Genomic DNA, 22,972 nt, shown 5'->3' with positions numbered 1-22,972 from the left:
TTGTTGTCATTTTCGACCACTCTTTTCGGCTTGTGGATTGTGTTTTGATGGCGTTGCGCGTAGTACTTTTTTGCAAGAATCAGTGACGACAGGGGCGAGATAGCGCCGAATCTTAACGCTGGCTTAGCGCTCTTCGGGTGGGGAGTCAGCCATAAAAAAGGCCCGGTTAAGGGCCTTGGGGATGCGCTGGCGCGTTGTTCAGGTGGTAAAAAACGCTAACTATTATTGCGCTCAATCTGTTCGCTAAAGGCGGCCTTTAAATTACTGGCCAGGCCGTTGATGTCGTGCTGTTGTTCCACGCGGCGGCGTCCTTCGGCGCCCTTAGCTTCCAGCTCGGCCGGGCTGGCGGCGAGTACTTTGTCGAGCGCCTCTGTCAGCCGTTGAATAGAGCCCGCCGGTACCACCCAGCCGCACTCTTCATCGATCAGCTCGGGGATGCCGGCAATATAGGTGGCCACTGCCGGTCGCCCCAGAGCGAAGGCCTCCATAAAGACGATGGGCAGCCCCTCGGCAAAACTCGCCAGAATCAGTGCCCGGCTTTCACCAACAATGCGGTGTACCTCTTTATTGGATTGCCAGCCGCACAGGTCGAAAAAGTTTTCCAGTTGCAGCTCTTTAATTTTTGCCTCCAGCAGTGGCCGAATGTCGCCATCGCCAACCAATACAATTTTTAGCTTGGGATATTTTTCGGTGAGCGGGGCGATCGCCTCGGGGAAGAGCATCTGGCCCTTTAGCCCCGACATGCGCGCAACACACACTAACTGGTAGTTATCGTCAAAGGTGTGATTGGAGGGGGTGAATTCGTCGGTGGCAATGCCACAGCGGAACACCTTAATTTTGTGCCAGTGGTCGTAGCTGCTGTAGCGCACGATTTGGGATTTACAAAAGTCGGTAATCGCTACCACAAATGCCGCTTTGGCCACTTTCAATGGCATGCTGGAGTGGTAGGGGGCATCGAACTCATCCGGGCCGTGCACGGTGAAGCTGAAGGTCGGCCCGCCCAGCTCCCGGCAAAGCATCGCCACGGCGGCGGTGTTGGTCGAGTAGTGGGCGTGTACATGGTCGATGGCCTCTTTTTCTGTTTCGACAAACAGGCTGCAGGCCTCCAGAAAATAGGCGATGTGGTGGACCAGTGGCCCCTTGGCGTTGCGGTTTAATTCCCGGGCAATCTTCAGCGCCCGCCAGAAATATTTGGGCCGGCCGAGCAGCGTTTTTAAACCATTCTTGAGCAGATTTTTGCTGTTGCCGGAGAGCAGGTAGTGGGTGACTTCGCGCTCGGCGATATCGGCCGGGTCGACCAGCTCTTCCGTCCAGGTGCGGAAGGCGAAACGCTTGATGGTGACGCCCTGTCGCTCCAGGGCGTGTATTTCACGGCGAATAAAGGTACCGCTGGTGACCGGGTAGATGTTGCTTAGGTAGCCTATTTTCATAATTTGCAGGTAGCTGAGTTACCGGGGAGTGAGTTGGGGGTTCGCACAACAGCGCGGGATTTATAAAGCCAAGCCGAACAGGGCAATGGGGCCTGGGGGATAAGCGGTAGCGCGAGTGGTGGCTACGGGTGGCGAGTCCTGCGGGGGTGTTGCGTAACAGGTGAGCAACATAGGTTAACCATCCTTTGGTTTCGGGTGCTTTGGCTCGCCATACTTTACGGGCAAGCCCGACAGAACTCAAAGTTTTAATGGTGAGCCGTGCTAATTGTCGGTTTAACGGTCACCAGCTGTGGCTCGGGTAATCCGGGTGCAGTTAGAGGTGGCGATGCGGCGTTGGGTATTGCTATTCTTTGCGGATGTCCGGCAGCTCTCTGGCTGTTGGCACCGAGGATTAATTGAGTTGATGGAGTCAACATGGTGGCACTCGTTTGTTGGGTGATAGCTCTGATTGTGGCTGTGCCCTTGGGTATGTTTGTGGTGGAGTGTGTGGCTGCCCTCGGCTACCGCTGCCGGCCGGTGGATGAGAGCCAGAGTGTGCGCTGCTCGATACTGATTCCGGCGCACGACGAAGAGCTTGGCTTGTTGCCGACGCTGGAAATTTTGCAGGCGCAACTGGAGCCCGGCGATGAGATTGTGGTGGTGGCCGATAACTGCAGCGATAACACCGCCAACATCGCCCGCGAGGCCGGCTGTGTGGTGCTCGAGCGCTTCAATGATCAGCAGCGGGGCAAGGGTTACGCCCTGGCCCACGGTATTGAGTATCTGCGCGCCGACCCGCCCGAGGTGGTGGTGATTGTCGATGCCGATTGTCAGGCGCTACCCGGCGCCATTAAAAAACTGAAGTGCGCCGCCCGGCAGTACCAGCGCCCTGTGCAATCGAGCTACCTGTTAAAGGCGCCGCCAGAGGCGAGCCTGCCGATCAAAATCTCTGAGTTTGCCGTGTTGGTGAAAAACGAGGTGCGTTGTAAAGGGGCAACCACCCTGGGTATGTCGGTGCCGCTGCTGGGCTCCGGAATGGCTTTTAATTGGCCGGATATCTCCACTATTTCTATCGCCTCGGGTGAAATCGTCGAGGATATGAAGCTCGGCATCGAATTGACCTGCCTGGGCAAGGGTGCCCTGTTTTTGAACGACGCCCGGGTCGAAAGCCGCCTGCCGAGCACTAAAGAGGCACTGCAATCCCAGCGGGAGCGATGGGAGCACGGCCATATGGGGATGATCCAGAAATTCACGCCGCCACTGTTTAAGGCTGCGCTGCAGCGGCAGTCGCCGGCGATTTTTGCCTTTATGCTGGACTTGACCGTGCCACCCCTGTCGCTGTTGCTGCTCTGTTCGGTGGCGGTGTTTGTGGCCTTTACCCTGCTCGGCCTGGTGCTTGAGGTGGGCGCGGCCGCTTACCTGGTGTCGGCGCTGGTGGCGGCGGTAATCACCTCGGTTCTGGTGATCTGGCTGGCACTGGGGCGTTCTATTCTCAGCCCCAAAGAGTTGCTCTTTCTGCCTGTCTATGTGGTGTCGAAACTGGGGCTCTATACCGGCTTTTTTAAGAAAAAACAGACGCAGTGGAAGCGTACCGAACGCGAGTAGCTTATGACTATTCAACTACTGCAGGGTGATATCACCCGGGCAGAAGTGGATGCCATTGTTAACGCCGCCAATCCCAGTCTGCTGGGTGGTGGTGGCGTCGATGGTGCTATTCACCGGGCGGCGGGGCCCGAACTGCTGGCCGCCTGCCGGGCGATTCCGGCTATCGACGGGGAGCGCTGCGCCACCGGGCAGGCGCGAATCACGCCCGGATTTCAGCTGCCCGCCCGCTATGTGATTCACACGGTGGGGCCAGTCTATCAACACTCCGCCAATCCGGCGCAATCTTTGCGTGACGCTTACACCAACTCGTTGCGGCTGGCGTTAGCGAACCAGTGTCAGACGGTGGCGCTGCCGGCCATCTCCTGTGGCGTTTTCGGTTATCCCTGGCAAGAGGCGGCGGAAATCGCCCTGGCGGTGGCCTGCGAGCCAGAGTTTGCCGAGTTGGTGTTGAGCTTCTATCTGTTCGATGCGGAACTCTTCCGGGTTTGGCAGCAGGTGCTCAGCGAGCGTTAAATCATCCTTATATAGATTGGAGACTCCCCCCGTTATGTTTTTGCAAGTTTGTCGTGTTTTACTCATCTCCCTCGCCGCCAGTAGCGCCTGGGTTGCCCAGGCAGCCGATGTGGCACTGATTCACAAGGGGGCTGTTTACCCGCAGGGGGTCCCTTTTTCGGAAGTGGCGGTGGTGAACGACACCATCTATCTGGCCGGTACCATTGGCGTTAAGCCAGGCACGCTCACTTTGGTTGAAGGTGGTATGGAAGCGGAGGCCAAGCAGACCATGGACAACGTGAAAGCCGCGCTGGAATCCGCAGGCTACGCCATGAGCGACCTGGTGAAGTGCACGGTGATGTTGGCCGATATCGCCGAGTGGGGCGCGTTCAACGCCATCTATAAAACCTACTTTAGCGATCCCTACCCGGTGCGCAGTGCTCTGGGGGCCAACGGTCTGGCCCTGGGCGCGCGGGTGGAGGTTGAGTGCATCGGTGCCGTCCCCAATCCCTAATCCTGCCAGCCAAACCCCACCCCTCTGAGCCAAAACTGCCCGGTATTGCCGCTGATTGCGGCAATACTATTGCGCTGGCTGTTCTTTTTATCTACAATCCGCGCCCCTTAATGGCTGCTATTTGGTGGTTGCTGTGCTTGTCACAGGCTACTGAGGGCAGCCCTCCTTGCTTCACTGTGCGTCGGGTCTGACCCGCGGATGGGAGGCTTAACCCGTAAGGAGCATACATGCGTCACTACGAAATTGTGTTTCTGGTCCATCCTGACCAGAGCGAGCAGGTGCCCAGCATGGTTGAGCGTTACACCAGCTCAATCAAAGAGGCCGGCGGTGCAGTACACCGCATGGAAGACTGGGGCCGTCGTCAAATGGCTTACTCCATCAACAAAATTCACAAAGCCCACTACATTCTGATGAATGTTGAGTGCTCGAATGAAGTTCTGGAAGAGCTGACCACCAACTTCCGTTACAACGATGCCGTTCTGCGTAGCATGGTTATCCGTTGCGACGAAGCCATCACCGGCGAATCCCCCATCATGAAGGCCGAGCAAGAGAGCCGCGAGCGTAAGTCTCGCCGCGAAGAGCGCCAGGCCCGTGAAGACAACGACAGCGACGATGACTCATCTGAAGAAGATGAAGATGCCGCTGTTGAAGAAAACGAAGAAGAGTAAGGGGGATATCCATGGCTCGATTTTTCCGACGTCGTAAATTCTGTCGCTTCACCGCTGAAGGTGTCGATCAGATTGATTACAAAGACCTGGATACCCTGAAGGCCTACATTACCGAAACCGGTAAAATTGTGCCCAGCCGTATCACTGGTACTCAGGCGAAATACCAACGCCAATTGGCGACTGCGATCAAACGCGCTCGCTACCTGGCACTGCTGCCATACACTGACAGCCACGAATAGAGAAAAGTAGAACAGGGAGCGTGCTCTGGCACAGCTTTTTCGTGCGTTAGCACAATACATAATGCGAGGCCGCTTTCAGGCCGCTCTGGTGGCGATTCTGGGGATTCCCGTAGTCAGCCACGCGGCGGTCGCCCTGGTGTTTTTGCGCCTGGGCAGTAGCCGGGGTGTAACGGTGTTACTGGCGGCGATTGCGCCGACGGTGATTTTGCTCACCGGTAGTGCCATAGCACCCAACGCAGCGGATGGCCTGTTTGGTACCAGTTTCGCCACCAAGTTGGTGATGCTGGTTTACCTGGCCACCTTTCCGGCACTGGTGTTCGCAGCGCTGGTACTGCGTTGGAGCCGCTCCTGGAATCACGCCCTGGCGGCGATTATCGGCAGTACCCTGTTGGCGGTTCTGGTCATCTATTGGCTGGTACCCGCGGCGGTTACCGAAATCACCAACGCCTGGCGAGCGGCTATAGAGCAGGTGATTGCTGCCTGGGAAAGCGGCGGTGTGCCGCCAGAGTTGCAGAGCGGGGAAGTGGGTGTGGCCGAGTTGCGAGCCACGCTGGATTTGCTAACCAACCGCAATACTCTGGGCGCTATGGCGCTGGCCTGTTTAACCTCGGCAATACCCGGGTTACTCATGGCGCGCTGGTGGCAGGCGATGCTCTATAACCCCGGTGGCTTCCAGCAGGAGTTTCACGGGTTGCGCATGGGCCTGCCCATGGCCCTGGCCTGCATGGCGGCGACCTTCTACTGCTATTGGGCAGGGAACGACTATCTCATCTGGTCGGCCCTGTTTATCACCCCTCCCTGCCTGGTGGGGTTGGGGTTGATGCACTGGCTGTTTAAAGCCCGCGGGCTTGGCGGCCATTGGCTGGTGGTGTTCTACGCAGTGCTGATTTTTGTGGCTCCGGTTCGGACCCTACTGGCACTGCTGGCAATTTTGGACAGTTTCTTAAATTTACGCGGGCGGTTTACGCCCAAGTCGTAGCGCACTGTAGCTGCGACCGACTATTTAACAGAGGGTAAACGAGATGGAAGTTATTCTGCTCGAGAAAGTGGGCAAGCTTGGCAAGATTGGTGACAAGGTCTCTGTCAAAGCCGGCTATGGTCGTAACTTTTTGGTGCCTCAGGGCAAGGCTCTGCCAGCCACTGAGAAAAACGTGGCTGAGTTCGAAGCTCGTCGTGCTGAACTGGAAGCGGCTGCCGCTGAAAAGGCTTCTGAAGCCACTGCACGTGCCGAGAAGCTGGCTGAACTGGTACAGGTAACCATCACCGCCAAAGCCGGTGACGAAGGTAAACTGTTCGGTTCTGTCGGTACTCGCGACATTGCCGACGCGATCACCGCTGCCGGCGTGGCCGTTGCCAAAGCCGAAGTCAAATTGCCCGAGGGCGCGCTGCGCGACCTGGGTGAGTACGATATCGACCTGCAACTGCACACCGAAGTGACTCAAGTTCTCAAAGTCGTTGTCGTTGCCGAGTAAGCGCCAAGTAAACTGCGAAATTACGTTGCCGGGGAAGTTACCGAGTAAGTTACTCAGTAAGTTACCGAGCAACTAGCCGCTTGGTTGCAGTCGTCGGATTGCAAACGTGCAAGACCCAAAGCGAATGGTTTCGGCCATTCGCTTTTTTCGTTTCTGCCCGCGAACGGCAGCTCGCCCAGCCAGCGAATTAATGGTCTGACTAAGGGGCTGTGCTGGCGGGCGATAGACCCTGGCCTGCCAAATTAGGCCTCTCAAAGCGCCGGATTCGATGGTAAGCTACCCGGCTTTGCAGCAGATTTATTGGCGACCAGAACCTGTTTAAGCACCCATGAACGACTCCGAGCCCATCCCTTTCGAGCCCATTCCCGACTCCGCCTACGATGAGCTGGAGGCGCCTGCCACTATCGAAGCCGCGCAGGTGTTGCCGCACTCGCTGGAGGCGGAGCAGGCTGTGCTGGGGGCGTTGATGCTTGAGAATCACCGCTTCGACAGTGTCGCCGAGGTGATTACCGAAGAGGACTTCTACGCCGCCAATCACCGCACCATCTACGCCATGATGGGGCGCCTGGAGGCGGCCTCGCTGCCCATGGATGTGGTCACCCTGGCGGAAGAGCTGGAGAAGCACGAGCAGCTCGATGCCGTCGGTGGCATCGGCTACCTGACCGCGCTGGCGGCCAACACGCCCGGTGCGGTCAACGTGGTGGCCTACGCCCGCATCGTGGCGGAGCGCTCCACCCTGCGCAAATTGATCGACACCGCCGGTGAAATCAGCCGCACCAGTTTCAACCCCGCCGGCCTCGGTGCCGACGAGCTGTTACAGCTGGCGGAGAAGCGGGTGGCCGAGATTGTCGAGGGCCGGCCCAAGCAGGGTGGCTTCCAGAAGATGAACACCCTGCTGAAAGAGACGGTGGAGCGCATTGATGAGCTGTTTCGCTCCGACAAAGATATCACCGGCCTCTCCACCGGCCTCGAGGAGTTGGATCAACGCACCTCCGGCTGGCAGAGTGGCGAAATGATCGTGCTGGCGGCGCGTCCCTCCATGGGCAAAACCGCCCTGGCGCTCAACTTTGTTGAGGCGGGCCTGTTTACCCAATCGAAGCCGGTATTGGTGTTCAGCCTGGAGATGCCGGCCAACGCCCTGATGATGCGGATGCTCTCCTCGGTGGGGCGCATCGATCAGGGCAAGATCCGCAACGGCAGCTTAACCGAGGAGGATTGGCCGAAGCTCTCCGCCGCCATGGGCAAGCTGAAAGACAAGCAGTTGTTTATCGACGACACGGCTGGTCTTACTCCGCAGGAAGTTCGCGCCCGGGTGCGCCGTATCGAGCGTGAGTTCGGCTCCCCCGGCCTGATCATGATCGACTACCTGCAGCTGATGCAGGTGGCGGGCAAAAGTGAGGGCAGAACCCAGGAGATCTCGGAGATCTCGCGCTCACTGAAGGCCATTGCCAAAGAGTTTGAATGCCCGGTGATTGCGCTCTCCCAGCTCAACCGGGGGGTGGAGCAGCGGCCCAACAAGCGCCCCATGAACTCCGACCTGCGGGAGTCGGGCGCCATCGAGCAGGACGCCGACGTGATTCTGTTTATCTATCGCGACGAGTACTACAACGAAGAGAGTCCGGACAAGGGTATCGCCGAGCTGATTATCGGCAAGCAGCGTAATGGTGAAATCGGCACCTGTCGGGCGGCCTTTGTTGGCAAGTTCACCCGCTTTGAGAACTTGGCACCCGAGTACATCAGTCAGTCCGACTACTAAACCAGGCACCCTCGGCGGCCGAGTTCAATACCCTCCAATTTGGCGATTTATCCGGTCTTTTTCCGCCATTTTTGTCAATCATCTATACATCTTTTCAACAGTTCTGTTGATATACATCCCCGGTTTATCTGTGTATCATCGCGCCCCTAATTTTCGGGGTCCGATTGCCGTTGGGCAGTGTTGGGCCGCCGAGTCGCCTCGGGTTAACCAAGCAGGTAAGGCTTTATGCAGATATTCCATCACATTGAGTCTATTCGCGGAGCGCTCGCCATCGAGCGCCAGCGGGGTAAGCGGGTGGGCTTTGTGCCCACTATGGGCAATCTCCACGATGCCCACATCGAGTTGGTACGCACGGCACAGCAACAGTGTGACGTGGTGGTGGTGAGTATCTTTGTTAACCCACTGCAGTTTGGCCTGAACGAAGACTGGGATAAGTATCCGCGCACCTTCGAAGCCGACGCCAACCGCCTGCGGGAAGTTAACTGCGACTATCTCTTCTACCCCGACGAAGGAGAGATCTACCCCAACGGCATGGCCGAACAGACCCGGGTGGTGGTGCCGACCATGACCGACGTGCTCTGTGGCGCCAGCCGCCCCGGCCACTTTGAGGGGGTCACCACCGTCGTTTCCAAGCTGTTTAATATCGTACAGCCCGATTTGGCTGTGTTTGGCATCAAGGATTTCCAGCAGTTGGCGATTATCCGGCGCATGGTGGAGGACCTCTGTATTCCGGTGGAGATTATCGCCGGGGAGATATTCCGCGAGCCCGATGGCCTGGCGATGAGCTCCCGCAATGGATTTATCACCGCCGAAGAGCGGCCCAAGGTGAATATTCTTAACCAGCGGCTCAACCAGGCCCAGGCCGATATCGAGGCCGGCAAGCGCGACTACTTCGCCATTGAGGCGGAAGCCCGGGCGGCCATTGAGGCGGCCGGTTTTCGCGTCGATTACTTCTCGGTCTGCAACAGCAAAACCCTGGAGCCGGCGGCCAACGATGACCAGGCGATCACTATTCTGGGGGCCATGTACACCAGTGGCGCCCGCCTGATCGATAACGTCTCCTTTACCTTGGGTGAGGAGATGGCGCCGGGAACCCCCGTCAGCGCCTAACGCCAATTAGCCTAACCACAACTAATAGAGGAAGAGTCTTATGCAGATCACCTTGTTGAAAGGCAAACTACATATGGCCTGTGTCACCCAGGCGGAACTGTGGTATGACGGCTCCTGTGCCATTGATGCGAATCTGGTGGAACTGGCCGGTCTGCGGGAGTTTGAGCAGATCGATATCTATAACGTCAGCAATGGCGAGCGGTTTACCACCTATGTCATTCTGGCCGAGCCCGGTTCCGGCACCATCTCCATGAATGGCGCTGCGGCACGCAAAGTGCAGGTCGGTGACCGGGTGATCATCGCCGCCTTTGGCCAGTTGTCAGAAGCGGAAGCGGATCAATTCAAACCCAAGCTGGTTTATCTCAACGCGGACAACAGTGTCGAGCGCAGCACCAACACCATTCCCATGCAGGTCGCCTGACCCCTCTCACCCGGGCGTAGCCGAAGATCCGATACCTTGGGGCTGGTGTTCACCGCCCCGCAAAGACTATAGTCTAATTTTTTCGCGCTAAGACCTGGCATAACATGCCGTCCAGAACATCATAAATGCGTGTTGCGTAGGGCCTATCCCGCTAATTATTAGTCACAGAGGGTAGCCCCGGTTTAACCAACAACACACCAATAACAATCAGATGGAGGCTACTCACCGATGGCTGAATCCTCAACCCGTCCTGTTCCCGCCGAATTTGCGGCATCCGCGCTCATCAACGAGGCAACCTACGAGGCCGATTACCGTCGTTCCGTTGACGATCCAGCCGGCTTCTGGGCGGAACAGGCCGATAAATACCTCACCTTCAGCAAACCCTGGAACAGTGTCTGCGAGTACGATTTCCACAAGGGCATCGCCAAGTGGTTCGATGGCGCCACGCTCAATGTCAGCGTCAACTGTATCGATCGTCACCTGCCCGCCCGGGCCAACCAGACCGCACTCATCTGGGAAGGTGATGAGCCGGGTAACGATGCCCTGGTCACCTACGGCCAGCTGTCGATTGAGGTAAACAAACTCGCCAACCTGTTGCGCGAGCGTGGGGTGAAGAAGGGTGATCGGGTCTGCATCTATATGCCGATGATCCTGGAAGCGGCCTACGCCATGCTGGCCTGTGCCCGGGTGGGCGCGGTGCACTCTATCGTGTTTGGTGGTTTCTCTCCCGATGCCTTGAAAGACCGCATCCTCGACAGTGACTGTAAAGTGGTGATCACCGCCAACGAAGGGGTGCGCGGTGGCAAGCATGTGCATCTGAAGGCCAGTGTCGATGAAGCCTTAAGCCAATGCCCAGGCGTGCACACCTGTATTGTGGTTAAACACACCCAATCCCCCCAGGGTGCCTGGATAGAGGGGCGTGACCTGGAGTATCGGGAAGCGGTCAGCAGACAGTCTGAGGTGTGTGAGCCGGAAGAGATGGGCGCCGAAGACCCGCTCTTTATTCTGTATACCTCCGGCTCCACTGGTAAACCCAAAGGGGTGCTGCACACCACCGCCGGCTACCTGTTACAGGCGGCGTTTACCCATAAGGTGGTGTTCGATTACCACGAGGGCGACGTCTACTGGTGTACCGCCGATGTCGGTTGGGTAACCGGCCACAGCTACATTGTGTATGGCCCCCTGGCCAATGGCGCTATCTCGCTGATGTTCGAAGGGGTGCCCACCTACCCCAGCGTCAGTCGCTGCTGGGAGATAGTCGACAAGTACCAGGTCAACATCTTCTACACCGCCCCCACCGCCATTCGAGCCCTGATGGCCGCCGGCGATGGCCCGGTAACACAGTGTTCACGCAAGAGCTTGCGTGTGCTCGGCACCGTCGGTGAGCCCATCAACCCAGAGGCCTGGGAGTGGTACTACCGAGTGGTGGGCGACGGCCGTTGCCCGATTGTCGATACCTGGTGGCAGACCGAGACCGGCGCTCATATGTTAACGCCGCTGCCCGGTGCCACCGCGCTGAAACCCGGTTCCGCTACCAAGCCCTTCTTCGGTGTGCAGCCGGTTCTGCTCGATGGCGAGGGCAAAGAGATTGAAGGCCCGGGTGAGGGCAGCCTGGCGATCAAAGCCAGCTGGCCGAGCCAGATCCGCACGGTGTACGGCGATCACCAACGCCTGATCGACACCTACTTCTCCACCTACCCGGGCTACTACTTCACCGGTGACGGTGCCCGTCGCGACGAAGATGGCTACTACTGGATTACCGGTCGAGTTGATGATGTGCTCAATGTCTCCGGTCACCGCTTGGGTACCGCCGAGATCGAAAGCGCCCTGGTGCTGCACGAGAAGGTGGCCGAGGCCGCAGTGGTAGGCTACCCGCACGACATCAAGGGTCAAGGGGTCTACGCCTACGTCACCTTGATGGACAAGGTCGAGCCCAGTGAAGAGCTGAAAAAAGAGCTGTTGAAGATGGTTGTCCATGAGATTGGCGCCATTGCCCGTCCGGATATCATCCAGTGGGCTCCCGGCCTGCCGAAGACCCGTTCCGGCAAGATCATGCGCCGTATTCTGCGCAAGATCGCCGCCAACGAGATCGACAGCCTGGGCGATACCTCCACCCTGGCTGACCCCACTGTGGTTGAACGCCTGATCGACGACCGGGTAAACCGCTAACCGTTCCTGCCTCGCCTCCGCAATGCCACCGGTTACCGCCGGTGGCATTGCCTCCTTCGGCCAAAAACCACTAAACTCGGAACCTTTGGCGAGTTACCGGTTGTATCCAGGAGGAGACATGTCAACGAAACACACTGACCATGATTTTTTCCGTCAGGCGATGGCCGATGTCAAACCGATCTCCCGCCCCGATCGCATCGAGCTGAAACAGAGTAAAGATCGTCTCAACCAATCTGCCCGCCGGGAAGCGGCGATGGCGGAAGCTATCGTCGAACGCAGCGGCCTCACCGGTGGTGAAGAGCACATCGAAATGCTGTCGCCGTTCGATATCCTCGAGTTTAAGCGCCCCGGCATTCAAAACGGCGTCTACCGCAACCTGCGCCTGGGTAAGTACAGCCTTGATGCCCGCCTGGATCTGCACCGGCACACGGTGGAGATGGCGCGCCGTGCGCTTTACCAGTTTGTGCAGGACTGCCTGGCTCAGGAGGTGCGCTGCGCACTGATCAGCCACGGCAAAGGCGAGGGCCGGGAGCAGCCGCCCATCCTCAAAAGCTGCCTGGCCCATTGGCTGCCACAGCTACCGGAGGTGCAGGCGTTCCACAGCGCCCAAAAACACCACGGTGGCACCGGTGCCACCTACGTGATGCTGAAAAAGTCAGACCGCAAGCGTCAGGATGACCTGGAGCGCCACCAGAAGCGTCGCGGATAACCAGCGGTGGCGAGTCGCGCGATGGCCGGCGCTGAGTCGGCCGACCTGCTGGCTACTGAGCAGTTGGCCACCGGCCACGGCACCGTAATGTTGCTGCGTGTCGCGGCAGCGACCACGGAGATACTCCTCCCCGCCACCGATCACTACCGTCTCGATATCAAAATCACCGCCCGCGCCAACGGCCTCAAGGGCCGTTTCTCCGGGCTTTGGCCGGACTACCGCTGGGATCAGGTGGGCGACCTCTTTCTGCAGCCGCCCCAGCAACCGCTGCAACTGGCCGTCAGCGAGCCGGTGAGCGATGCTCACCCCTATGACTCGCTGGTCGCGCAGCTGCCGACGGCCCTGGTGGATCAGTGGGCCGAGGCACCACTGCAATGGCAGGAGGGGATGTTCGCCAACTGCCTGGATCTGGCCGACCGCAGCCTGCAAACCCTGATGCTGCGCCTGGTGCGTGAAATGATGTACCCGCGCCACGCCAGCGCCGCCCTGATCGAACTGGGCCTGCAGGAGCTGACGATAGAGCTGGGCCGGCTGTTCAACAACGCCGCGCTGACGCCCCTGCAAGGCGGCCTGGCCAGCTGGCGCCTGAGGTTGATCGACGAGCGCATTCAGGCCTTGGGCCCGTCCCCCAGCCTGCACGAGCTGGCCGGGTTGTGCAAAATCTCGGTGCGGCAGTTGTCGCGCGGGTTTCAGGTGAGCCGGGGCTTTTCGCTCGGCCACTATGTGGAGAAGCAGCGCTTTGAGGCTGCCAAGCGCTTTTTGAAGGAGGGGGTGGCAATTACCGAGGTGTCGACACGCCTGGGTTATCGCCAGCCGGCCAACTTTGCCCAGGCGTTTCGCCGGCAGGTGGGTATGCCGCCCTCGCGCTTTCGGCAGGTGATTGTCGGCCCCCCAAGGGGGCTAGGGTTTTAACGTCTTTTGATTCTGGCCATTTTCATTGAGATCTGGCCCTGATTCCCCGCCAATGGCTGTTCCAGCCGCCAAATTTTGAAATAGTTACCACCGGCTTTTCCGCGGCCAACTGTCTGGCGCCTGGCGGCAGGTTTCCCGCGGCACCAATAACAACAACTAAAAGACCAAGCGACTCAATAACAATGAAAAGAAAAAAGACCATTATCCTGCTCGTGGCGATTATCGCCGCGGTTATCTACTTCTACCCACGTACTCCCGCTACCGTCGACGAGTCACGCCGGCAGCTGGCCACCGGTGAGGTGATTGGCTTTGCCGATGTCAGCGATACCTACGGTTGGATGGGTATTCCGTTTGCAGAACCGCCCTTGGGCGATCTGCGCTGGCGGGCGCCGCAGCCGCCGTTGCCCTGGCGTGGCACCCTGGCGGCGGTCAAGCAACCCTCCATGTGTTCGCAGATTTTGCCGTTTAAGCTGGGCGGCGGCCCCATTCCCTACGGCGACGAAGATTGTCTCTACCTGGATGTTTGGTCGCCCAGGTTGAGCCAGGCGCAACTGGCCGAGAGCAAACTGCCGGTGATGGTCTGGATTCACGGTGGCGCCAACACCCTCGGCGGCGCGCAGATTGCGGTACCGCGCAATCTGGCCGGCGAGCAGAAGGTGATTGTGGTGGCGTTGCAGTATCGCCTGGGGGTATTTGGCTGGTTCAGCCACCCCGCTCTGCGTGAAGCGGCGCCAACGCCGTTTGATGCCAGTGGTAATTTTGGCCTGCTGGATATGATCGCCGCCCTCAACTGGGTGCAACAGAATATCGAAGCCTTTGGCGGTGATAAAAACAACGTCACCATTTTTGGCGAGAGTGCCGGCGGTGCCGATGTCCTCGCCCTGTTGGGCTCCCCCGCCGCCAAGGGTCTGTTCCATAAGGCCATCGCCCAGAGTGGCAACCCCAAAACCGTGCCGTTGGCGGCCGCGGAAAATTACCGCGATGACCCGGAGCCGGGCCTGCCCTACAGCTTTCGTGAACTGATCAACCGTTTGTTGGTGATCGATGGCCTGGCGGCGGACCGGGCCGCGGCCAAGACGTTGCAGAACCAGATGAGTAGCGCAGAGCTTACCGCCTACCTGCGCGGCAAAACCGCGAAAGAGATTTTTCGCGGTGTGGAGCCCCGGGGCGACCTCGGTTATCAGACGCCGGTCAATCTGCGCGATGGTGTGGTGCTGCCCAAAACACCCCTGCTGGAGGTGTTGGGTGAGCCGGGCGCTTACAACGCGGTGCCGGTGATTCTGGGCAGCAACCGCGATGAATTTAAGCTCTTCCTCTGGTCCTCTGAACGCTTTACCCGGCGCCGCTGGGGAATTTTACCGGAGCTTAAAGCCCCAGCTGAATACCAGCGCACAGTCGCTTACTTCTCCAACCTGTGGCAGGCCAACGGCGTCGATGAACCGGCCGCGCGCTTGAGCCGCAGTCAGCCGGGTGAAGTCTACACCTATCGTTTCGAATGGGATGAGCAGCCGCGCCAGTTGGGAGTGGACGCGCCGACTCTGTTTGGCGCCGCTCACGGCATTGATGTGGTGTTTCTGTTTGGCCGGGCGGAGGTGGCCCGCCTGCCGCTGTTTGCCAAGGTCGACGATGCCGCCAGCTGGGACAATCTCTCCCGGGCCATGCGCGGCTATTGGGCTGAATTTGCGCGCACCGGCCAGCCCGGTAGCGGTGGTGGCCGCTGGCCCCTGTGGCAGCCCTGGACGGATGATGACGCCCACAAAATGATCCTCGACAGCCAGCTGCACAGCGCCAATCTGGCGCTCACCGTGGCCGATATCAAAGCGCGTTTGCGGGGGGATAAGGCGATTGCCTCGACCGAAGCGCGCTGTGAGCTCTACGCCCAGCTCTTCTACTACGGCTTGAGTAACTATTTCTGGAGTGCGCAAGAGTACCAGGCGCTGGGCTGTGACGAGTTTCCGGTCAGCGCCTTCCGGGCGTTAATGTAGCGCTGCCCGCCCCTAGCATCGGCTGCGCCGGGCAGATTTCCAGCAGCGGGCAGTCGCGATTTCTTTCATCGCAAGCCGCTACCAAAGATAGGTTTTTTACCGCTGTAGCGGCAGACTTTTGTCCAATTTACGCAGTAGGGGGGCTGTGCTAACCTTCGCGCCCTCGACCTGGAAGCTGACTTGAAGTTAATGGCACGTTTGTGTCTCGGGTGTAAAGTTGGCTTTCTTCCGGAGACCGCCGGTGTCTAATATCGGCCCTCTTCTGCTGGAATAGCTGCCACCGGGGTTCTGCCGGTGGTATCCGAATACCAATAGTCAATTGACCGGTCCTCGCCGTTTATCCGCTTCCTAATCTTTGGGGGGCATGGAATGCGCTCGGCTGGTTGGCTGGGTGCCAGCAATTGCCAGGTAGTACTCATGAACCTTTTAAGCGTCGCCCTTATCCTGCTCGCCCTGTTGGCTCTGTTGTCGATCATTTTTGAAGAGGTGATCCACGTCAACAAGGCGAAAACCACCCTGTTCATTGGCTGTCTCGCCTGGATAATTCTGTTTATTGCCGCGCCCGGTGCCGAGCAGCAGCAGGAGGTGTTGCACGCCCTTAACGAGAACCTGCTCGAGATTGCCAGCCTTTGGCTCTTTTTAATGTCGACCATGACCTTCGTGGCCTACCTCAATGCCAAGGGCATGATTCAGTCGGTGGTGCAGAAGATTTTCCCCTCGGAGTTGCCGGTCAAGGCGCTGCTGTTGATGGTGGCGATCTTCTCTCTGGTGCTCTCCGCCATCTGCGACAACGTCACCGCCACCCTGGTGAGCCTGGGGCTGGTGCAGGCCTTCAGCGTTGAGCGGGAGGTAAAGTTCAAAATGGCGGCTTTGGTGGTGTTCTCAGTTAACTCTGGTGGTGTGGCGCTGATCACCGGCGATGTAACCACGCTGATGATCTTCCTGGCCGGCCATGTCACCATGGTGGAGCTGGTCACCCTGCTGGTGCCCTCCTTGGTGAGTGTGGTGCTGCTGGCCATCATATTTACCTGGGGCAGTAAGGGCCGGGTGAGCACTACCCCGGTTGAGCTCACCTTTACCCGGGTGGATGTGGCCATTACCGCCATTTTCTTCGCTACTATTGTCTGCACCATGATCTTCAATGTGCTGTTTGGGATCCCGCCGGTACTCACCTTCCTCACCGGCCTGTCGCTGATGTTCCTGGTTGGCCGTATGAGTGTCACCGATAGCGAGCAGACTCAGGTACTGGAGTATATCCGCCAGATTGAGTACGACACGCTGCTCTTCTTCCTCGGTATTCTGTTGATTGTCGGTATGTTGCAGCAGATCGATGTGCTGACCCAACTGGCCCACTGGTATATGCTGCTGGCGCCGGAGTACGCCAACTTTGTTGCCGGTGTGGTCTCCTCGATACTCGACAACGTGCCTTTGACCGCGGCTCTGCTAAAGGCCAACCCGGCCTTGGATGAGCGCAACTGGCTGGGTTTGACCTACGCCGTGGGGGTGGGCGGCTCGCTGCTGATCATCGGGTCCGCCGCCGGGATTATCGTAATGAGCAAGTTGGAGGGGATGACCTTTGGCCGTTATATCCGCTTTCTGCCGGCCCTGGCTCTTTCTTACTCCGTGGGCTATGCGTTAACCTTGCTGCTGGCGGGTATAGTAACGGGAACCTGATCGTTGGCCGAAGAGCAATGGCAGCAGGGCGATCGGCAACAGAGCAACAGGCATAACAGGGAGGCTAAAGGAGTGACAGCGGTGCATCTGATCATCACCGGCACAGTACAGGGGGTCTACTACCGAAAGTGGACTGCAACCGCCGCCTCTGCCCGTGGCCTCTCCGGCTGGGTGCGCAATCGTCGCGATGGCTCGGTGGAAGCGGTATTGGCCGGCCCCTCTGAGCCTCTTGAGGCGATGATCAGCGACTGCTGGCAGGGTCCCTCGGCGGCGCTGGTGGCTGACGTTACCGTGAGTGAGTGGGCGGCTGAGGTCGCCCCCGGTTTCCAACAGCTGGCCACCCTGTAGTCTGTGGTACTAAGGTCTCTCGCCCCATGCTCCTCTCTCTCCTCAATTATCGAATCGAAGCATCTTGATTAAGCGTTTACCAAAATGGGTGGAATACGGGGCTTTTGTGCTGGCCCTGGTGGCCGGTAGTGTTAATGCCATCGGTCTGCTGGGCTTTGAGCACCAATCCGTTTCCCACCTCTCTGGCACCGCCACTCTGGTTGGTACCGGCATTACCCATGGTCAGTTGGGCGAAGTGCTGCATCTGCTGGGGGTGTTATTGGCGTTTTTGGTGGGGGCGGCAGTCTCCGGTTTTCTATTGACCGGTAGCCGCCTGAAGCTGGGTCGCCACTACGACACCCTGCTGGTACTGGAGGCTGCGTTGCTTTTCCTGGCCATTCCGGCACTCAATAACCAGCTCTTTTTTGGCCACTACCTCGCCTCCATGGCCTGTGGCCTGCAGAATGCCCTGGCCACCAGCTACAGTGGCGCCATTCTCCGAACTACCCATCTCACCGGTATTTTTACCGACCTGGGCATTATGCTCGGCTCCTTCCTGCGCGGCGGCAATTTTGACCGGCGCAAAGCGGTGCTCTTCATTCTGATTATTCTGGGCTTTATAACCGGTGGCGTGGTGGGTGCATTGCTGTATGGCCAGTGGCATTTCGCTGCCCTGGGTGTACCGGGGGCTATCTGCCTGCTGCTGGCGGCCGGCTACCGGCTCTACAGCCGCCTGGCCCCGGCCAGAGCCTAGCGCGCCTGATCATCAAGCCTCGAAGCGCTGTTTGTGGGTGGCCGATAACTTGTTGTGCAGGTGCTCCGCCGCCGTGATGGGCGGGTAGCGGGCGGGGTTATCTGGCCCGGTGCAGGTGGGCAGTGGCGCCACCAGGGTGCTGCTGTCCGGGTCGACAAACAGGGCAATCGACTGCCGCGCTTGCTGGCCCAGCTTGGCCTCCACCCGGTGCGGCGTGGAGCGGTAGCGGCCGTTGCTCCAACGCTCCAGCAGGTCGCCGCTGTTGATCACCACACTGCCCGCCTGGGGTGGAATATTGAGCCACGCCCCCTGCCGGTTTTGTACCTGTAACCCGCCTATCTCATCCTGAAACAACAGGGTAATAAATCCGTAATCGCAATGTGCTCCCGCCCCCAGTTGCCCGGCTTGTAGCTGGTGCTGGAGATCGTGCGGATAGTAGAGCAGGCGCAGGCTGGTGCACTCGCCACAGTGGCGGCGGGTGAAGTAGTCGCCGGCTACCCCCAACTGCTCGGCAATTACCACCTGCAGACGCTTCGCGGCGGCAAAGGCGTCGGCGAAGAAGGCCTGCATCAGATCGCGAAAGGCGGGCGATGGCCAGCGCTCGAGGCTCGGTGGCTGGTGGATGATATTGCGCAGAGTGAGGGACTCTTTGATATCGGCCGGGGCGTCGGGATCGAGGTTCTCATCAAACAGCCCCTGGTAGCCAAAATTCTCCGCCGCACTGCGATAGCGACAGCCATCCTTGGCAGCTTGTGGCCCCAGAAAAAATTCCCGGCTGGTGGCAAATACCTGGGCCAGCAGTTGCTGATCAATACCGATATTGCTCACCTGGGCAAAGCCCAGCTGGTGCAGGCTGTGGTCGAGCGCCGCGCCGGGGTTGCTGTGGGCGCCTGGTGCGAAGTCAATAGTCGGTAGCATGGTGGTGGAGGTTGTCGTGGCGGGTCGTGTCATGGGGGTTCATTGCAATGGGTGACGGTGGCAGGGCGGCAGAGTATCAAAAATGTTGTACCTGGAATAACTCGCACTGTAGCTCCGGCGGCTCGATGGCGTCGGGCAGGTGGGCTTTGCGCTTCAACTGGGCGATAAACTCATTGGCCTGGGGCAGGCTCTCCCATACCTGGGGCAGAAACAGGCCCCGCCGGCCATGGGCGGAGAGGATCAAACCATCGATATTGGGACGCAGTTGCCGGGCCAGTTCCTCACAGCTGGCGACTGAAATAGGGTAGGGGGTGGTCAACACCGACAGCTCCAGTTCCAAGTCGGCCAACTCATCGGCTGCCAAGGGCGCAAAACGGGGATCGCGGAAGGCGGCACTGATGGCGTTGTCGCGGATGGATTGCACCAGGGGTTCGTGTGCCTCGATATTGCCTATGCAGCCGCGCAACTGGCCATTGCGCTTGAGGGTCACGAAGCTGGCGCCGGGGGCTCTGGCCGCCGCCGGCCATTGGTTGACTGCCAGGGGCGGCGGCGTCTCATTGCGCAGCTCCTGGTTAATAGCATCCCGCGCCAGTTGCCGCAGTCGGGTTTGCAGTTCCGGTTCAATCATCAGCGGCCTCGCTAGTGCACAGCAAAAGCGCCATAGCCAACTACCCGGCTGCGGTCGCCGGCGGTATCGCCAGAGTTGCACAGCTCCAGTGTGACTACCGGGCGATGGTGCTGGCCGGCCACCAGCAACAGGCCATTCAACGCCCGGCAGCCGCACGCCTGCTCGGGGCCAATGGCATCCACCCGGCCGGCTTCAATGGCTTGGGCGGTGCGCTGGTCGATGGCCTGGGCGGTGGCGTAGTCGTGGAAATGGCTGAGGTCGGAGCTGATGGCGATCAGGGTTTCCGGATCGCCCCAGTAGGGAGCCAGCAGCGCTGCCACCTGCTCAGCCGAGGCGTCACCCACCAGCAGTGGCAGCAATTTGGCCTTGGGCCAGAGGGTTTGAATAAAGGGCACCTGAACCTCCAGGCAGTGCTCCTGGGCGTGGGCCAGGGCGAAGGCCTGCACAAACGGGTGGCTTTGCAGCGCCTCGGCGCCTTCGCGGTCGAGCGCTATCTCACCCAAGGGGGTACGCCAGGCCTGAGCGGGACTGGTGGCGACACCCGAAAAGCCGACCCGGTGGCTGGGACCGAGGAGTACCACCCGCTGGATGGGGGTGGTACGCGCCAGCGCCTGGCTCCAGGCTACGGCGGCGGTGGGGCCTGAGTAGATAAGGCCGGCGTGGGGGGTGATGATCGCTTGGGGTGGCGTGGTAGAGCGGTGCGTTTTGGCGTGCTGCAGACAGTGGTTGATGACGGCGGCTAGGGAGTGGGCATCGGCCGGGTAGAACTGGCCGGCGATGGCTGAGGGGCGAACGCTGGTGGCCATGGCATCCTCCGCGTGCGATTTTTGTTTGAACACTTGATCAAAAAGTGTTGTGCCTCAATATCTACTAGCTAGGAGATCTGCTTAGTTAAGAGATCCGATTGCCGGTTTGCAACGCCGGCTTAGGCAACAACCAGCAAAGTATAGCGAGGTGCGCCCATGAGCGATACCATCATCCACCCAGCCAGCCGCGTCACCGACACTGAGTATTGGCACACCCTTGACGATGGCCGTATTCAGTGCGACCTCTGCCCGCGTTACTGCAAGTTGCGGGAGGGGCAGCGCGGCCTCTGTTTTGTCCGCGGCCGGCTCAACGACCGGGTGGTGCTTACCAGCTATGGCCGCTCCAGCGGTTTTTGTGTCGACCCTATCGAGAAGAAACCCCTCAACCACTTTCTGCCCGGCACGCCGGTGCTCTCCTTCGGCACCGCCGGCTGCAACCTGGCCTGTAAGTTCTGCCAAAACTGGGATATGAGCAAATCCCGGCAGATGGATACCCTGGCCGACCAGGCGAGCCCCGAGCAGCTGGCCAAGACCGCCGCTGCCATGGGCTGTCGCAGTGTCGCCTTCACCTACAACGACCCGGTGATCTTTCTGGAGTATGCGGTGGATACCGCTATCGCCTGCCGCGAAGCGGGGGTGAAGTCGGTGGCGGTGACCGCGGGTTACATCTGCCCGCAGCCGGCGGCACGCTTCTTCGCCCACATGGATGCCGCCAATGTCGACCTGAAAGCCTTTAATGATCGCTTCTATCACCAACTGACCGGCAGCCATCTGACACCGGTACTTGATACCCTGCAACTGATCAAACACGAGACCAACGCCTGGCTGGAGATCACCACATTATTGATACCGGGTGAGAACGACTCCACCGCTGAGCTCGAGGCCATGTGCCGCTGGCTGGTGGATAATCTGGGGCCGGAGGTACCACTGCACTTTTCCGCCTTCCACCCCGACTACAAGATGGACACCACCCCCGCCACACCGGCCGCGACTTTGCAGCGGGCGCGCCAGATTGGCCTGGCGGCGGGGTTGCGTTACGTCTACACCGGCAATGTGCATGACGCTGAGGGTGACACCACTTTTTGTCACCACTGTGGTGAAGCGTTGATAGAGCGCGACTGGTATCGGCTGCTGGGCTGGCATCTGGATGAGCAGGGCCATTGTCGCCACTGTGGCACCGCCTGCGCCGGCGTGTTTGAAGCAACACCCGGTGACTGGGGTGCGAAGCGGCTGCCGGTGCGCATTGCCAGCTGAGTAGGGCGAGCGCATCCTAGATGGGTTCGAACAGGGCATCGCCATAGCGCAGGCTTAAAAACTGGCGGTCGGCCCGTTTCAGGGAGCGGATGATCAGGCTGTAGGAGTGGTCGATCATCAGCTCTATTTCGCTTGCTACCAGGGTGTGGTCGAGCAGCACCGTGTTCCAGTGCTTTTTGTTCATGTGGTAGCCGGGAATCACCGCCGGGTAGAGGTCCCGTAGGGCCTGGGCCCGGTAGGGATCGCACTTCAGGTTCACCTGCGCCACACCCTGGCGTTCGCTAAGGATGGCAAACAGCTTGCCGCGCACCTTGATGACGGCGGCATCGGGGCCAAAGGGGTAGTCGAGTTCGGCTTCCGGCTTGGCCAGACAGTAGTTTTTAACGGCTTGGTAATCCATGCCTAGTGGCTTCAGGCGGGGGTAATTTGGCCGATTTCGGCGTCGGCAATCACCTCGGGCTCCTGTCGGGCGGCCGCCAGCCAGCTCTGCATAGCGGGGTGGTTGAGCAGGGTTTGCAGATACTCCTGGCTGGGGTTACTCAGCTGCACGCCGTAGCTGTTGAAGCGTAACGCCATGGGAGCGTACATGCAGTCGGCGATGGAAAAACAACCAAACAGCCAGGGGCCATGGGCGGAATTGTGGTGGCGATACTGGGCCCACATGCGGTCGATGCGGGCAATCTCCTCCAGCAGTTTATCGGTGAGCGGCACCTGCCGACCGCTGGCGCGGCAGTTCATGGGCAGCTGGTTGCGAATGGTGGTGAAGCCCGAGTGCATCTCGGCGGAGCAGGCTCGGGCCTGGGCGCGGGCCTGGTAGTTTTCCGGCCACCCCCGGCCGTGCAGATAACGTTCGCTGACGTACTCGCAGATAGCCAGTGAATCCCATACCACCAGGCTGTTATCGTGCAGCACCGGTACCAGGCCGACGTCGGAGTATTGCGCCAGCTGGGTTTTGGAATTGGCCTGATAGAGGGGGATGCGAACCTCTTGGAAGGGGATTTTGTGTGCGCTCAGCAGAAGCCACGGCCGCAGTGACCAGGAGGAGTAGTTCTTGTTGCCAATCACCAATTTCATAGCGCACCGATAAAGCGTATCTCTATTGAGTGCGGTAATGTTTATAGCGGTTGGTTGCAAGCGTCAACTGTTTTAT

24 protein-coding genes are annotated in these 22,972 nt (G+C 59.3%); 18 read left to right on the top strand and 6 right to left on the bottom strand.

Annotated elements, in window-relative coordinates; translation table 11 throughout:
• Positions 1-215 precede the first annotated feature (215 nt).
• Complete coding sequence (locus SBL51_RS06265; protein ID WP_317930040.1) at positions 216-1,430, bottom strand: glycosyltransferase family 4 protein; 1,215 nt, start codon at positions 1,428-1,430, stop codon at positions 216-218.
• A 414-nt stretch (positions 1,431-1,844) separates the two neighbouring features.
• Here SBL51_RS06265 and SBL51_RS06260 point away from each other — a divergent pair, with 414 nt between their 5' ends.
• The 17 genes from SBL51_RS06260 to SBL51_RS06180 all read left to right on the top strand — a co-directional run bounded on the left by SBL51_RS06260 (position 1,845) and on the right by SBL51_RS06180 (position 18,216).
• Entirely contained in the window at positions 1,845-3,014 is a 1,170-nt protein-coding gene (locus tag SBL51_RS06260) for a glycosyltransferase family 2 protein (protein WP_317930039.1), read from the top strand.
• A 3-nt stretch (positions 3,015-3,017) separates the two neighbouring features.
• Positions 3,018-3,527 (top strand): O-acetyl-ADP-ribose deacetylase, encoded by a 510-nt coding sequence (locus SBL51_RS06255; RefSeq protein WP_317930038.1) that lies wholly within the window; start codon positions 3,018-3,020, stop codon positions 3,525-3,527.
• Positions 3,528-3,561: 34 nt separating this feature from the next.
• Positions 3,562-4,020 (top strand): RidA family protein, encoded by a 459-nt coding sequence (locus SBL51_RS06250; RefSeq protein WP_317930037.1) that lies wholly within the window; start codon positions 3,562-3,564, stop codon positions 4,018-4,020.
• A 227-nt stretch (positions 4,021-4,247) separates the two neighbouring features.
• Complete coding sequence (gene rpsF / locus SBL51_RS06245; RefSeq protein WP_317930036.1) at positions 4,248-4,688, top strand: 30S ribosomal protein S6; 441 nt, start codon at positions 4,248-4,250, stop codon at positions 4,686-4,688.
• A gap of 11 nt (positions 4,689-4,699) precedes the next feature.
• Positions 4,700-4,927: a 30S ribosomal protein S18 gene (gene rpsR, locus SBL51_RS06240; RefSeq protein WP_317930035.1), complete on the top strand. Its 228-nt coding sequence runs from the start codon at positions 4,700-4,702 to the stop codon at positions 4,925-4,927.
• Positions 4,928-4,988: 61 nt separating this feature from the next.
• Positions 4,989-5,906 carry a hypothetical protein gene (locus tag SBL51_RS06235; protein ID WP_317930034.1) on the top strand — a complete coding sequence of 306 codons (918 nt, stop codon included), beginning with the start codon at positions 4,989-4,991 and terminating at the stop codon, positions 5,904-5,906.
• A 43-nt stretch (positions 5,907-5,949) separates the two neighbouring features.
• A complete protein-coding gene (rplI, locus tag SBL51_RS06230; protein ID WP_317930033.1) occupies positions 5,950-6,399 on the top strand; it encodes a 50S ribosomal protein L9 in 450 nt (149 codons plus the stop codon).
• A 328-nt stretch (positions 6,400-6,727) separates the two neighbouring features.
• Complete coding sequence (gene dnaB / locus SBL51_RS06225; protein ID WP_317930032.1) at positions 6,728-8,155, top strand: replicative DNA helicase; 1,428 nt, start codon at positions 6,728-6,730, stop codon at positions 8,153-8,155.
• 225 nt (positions 8,156-8,380) lie between these two features.
• Positions 8,381-9,265, top strand: a complete 885-nt coding sequence (panC, locus tag SBL51_RS06220) for a pantoate--beta-alanine ligase (protein ID WP_317930031.1) — start codon at positions 8,381-8,383, stop codon at positions 9,263-9,265.
• A gap of 40 nt (positions 9,266-9,305) precedes the next feature.
• Positions 9,306-9,686 carry an aspartate 1-decarboxylase gene (gene panD / locus SBL51_RS06215; protein ID WP_317930030.1) on the top strand — a complete coding sequence of 127 codons (381 nt, stop codon included), beginning with the start codon at positions 9,306-9,308 and terminating at the stop codon, positions 9,684-9,686.
• A 228-nt stretch (positions 9,687-9,914) separates the two neighbouring features.
• A complete protein-coding gene (acs, locus tag SBL51_RS06210; RefSeq protein ID WP_317930029.1) occupies positions 9,915-11,855 on the top strand; it encodes an acetate--CoA ligase in 1,941 nt (646 codons plus the stop codon).
• 118 nt (positions 11,856-11,973) lie between these two features.
• The gene (gene smrA, locus SBL51_RS06205) at positions 11,974-12,564 is read left to right on the top strand and encodes a DNA endonuclease SmrA (protein ID WP_317930028.1); all 591 of its coding nucleotides are present in this window, start codon (positions 11,974-11,976) and stop codon (positions 12,562-12,564) included.
• Positions 12,565-12,570: 6 nt separating this feature from the next.
• Positions 12,571-13,476, top strand: coding sequence for a helix-turn-helix transcriptional regulator (locus SBL51_RS06200; protein WP_317930027.1), 906 nt, complete (start codon positions 12,571-12,573; stop codon positions 13,474-13,476).
• A gap of 182 nt (positions 13,477-13,658) precedes the next feature.
• A complete protein-coding gene (locus SBL51_RS06195) occupies positions 13,659-15,461 on the top strand; it encodes a carboxylesterase/lipase family protein (protein ID WP_317930026.1) in 1,803 nt (600 codons plus the stop codon).
• A gap of 417 nt (positions 15,462-15,878) precedes the next feature.
• Positions 15,879-17,135: a sodium:proton antiporter NhaD gene (gene nhaD / locus SBL51_RS06190; RefSeq protein ID WP_317930025.1), complete on the top strand. Its 1,257-nt coding sequence runs from the start codon at positions 15,879-15,881 to the stop codon at positions 17,133-17,135.
• Between the two features lie 3 nt (positions 17,136-17,138).
• Positions 17,139-17,483, top strand: a complete 345-nt coding sequence (locus SBL51_RS06185) for an acylphosphatase (protein ID WP_317930024.1) — start codon at positions 17,139-17,141, stop codon at positions 17,481-17,483.
• A 64-nt stretch (positions 17,484-17,547) separates the two neighbouring features.
• The gene (locus tag SBL51_RS06180) at positions 17,548-18,216 is read left to right on the top strand and encodes a YoaK family protein (RefSeq protein WP_317930023.1); all 669 of its coding nucleotides are present in this window, start codon (positions 17,548-17,550) and stop codon (positions 18,214-18,216) included.
• Between the two features lie 12 nt (positions 18,217-18,228).
• Here SBL51_RS06180 and SBL51_RS06175 read toward each other — a convergent pair whose 3' ends face one another.
• From SBL51_RS06175 to amrB, 3 genes are read right to left on the bottom strand one after another with little or no spacing between them, the layout of a single operon-like run.
• A complete protein-coding gene (locus tag SBL51_RS06175) occupies positions 18,229-19,167 on the bottom strand; it encodes an isopenicillin N synthase family dioxygenase (RefSeq protein ID WP_317930022.1) in 939 nt (312 codons plus the stop codon).
• A gap of 43 nt (positions 19,168-19,210) precedes the next feature.
• Positions 19,211-19,762 (bottom strand): AmmeMemoRadiSam system protein A, encoded by a 552-nt coding sequence (amrA, locus tag SBL51_RS06170; protein ID WP_317930021.1) that lies wholly within the window; start codon positions 19,760-19,762, stop codon positions 19,211-19,213.
• Between the two features lie 11 nt (positions 19,763-19,773).
• Positions 19,774-20,568 (bottom strand): AmmeMemoRadiSam system protein B, encoded by a 795-nt coding sequence (gene amrB, locus SBL51_RS06165; protein ID WP_317930020.1) that lies wholly within the window; start codon positions 20,566-20,568, stop codon positions 19,774-19,776.
• 156 nt (positions 20,569-20,724) lie between these two features.
• Here amrB and amrS point away from each other — a divergent pair, with 156 nt between their 5' ends.
• Entirely contained in the window at positions 20,725-21,822 is a 1,098-nt protein-coding gene (amrS, locus tag SBL51_RS06160) for an AmmeMemoRadiSam system radical SAM enzyme (RefSeq protein ID WP_317930019.1), read from the top strand.
• A gap of 16 nt (positions 21,823-21,838) precedes the next feature.
• Here the strand turns inward: amrS and SBL51_RS06155 are convergent, their stop codons facing one another.
• Together SBL51_RS06155 and SBL51_RS06150 are read right to left on the bottom strand one after the other, a co-directional pair.
• Complete coding sequence (locus tag SBL51_RS06155; protein WP_317930018.1) at positions 21,839-22,222, bottom strand: MmcQ/YjbR family DNA-binding protein; 384 nt, start codon at positions 22,220-22,222, stop codon at positions 21,839-21,841.
• Positions 22,223-22,233: 11 nt separating this feature from the next.
• Complete coding sequence (locus SBL51_RS06150; protein ID WP_317930017.1) at positions 22,234-22,896, bottom strand: glutathione S-transferase family protein; 663 nt, start codon at positions 22,894-22,896, stop codon at positions 22,234-22,236.
• Positions 22,897-22,972 lie beyond the last annotated feature (76 nt).

It is taken from the genome of Halioxenophilus sp. WMMB6, assembly GCF_033283405.1.
Lineage (GTDB): Bacteria > Pseudomonadota > Gammaproteobacteria > Pseudomonadales > Cellvibrionaceae > Halioxenophilus.
The sequence above is the reverse complement of the archived record's forward strand: the minus strand, read 5'-3'. Positions and strand labels throughout refer to the sequence as shown.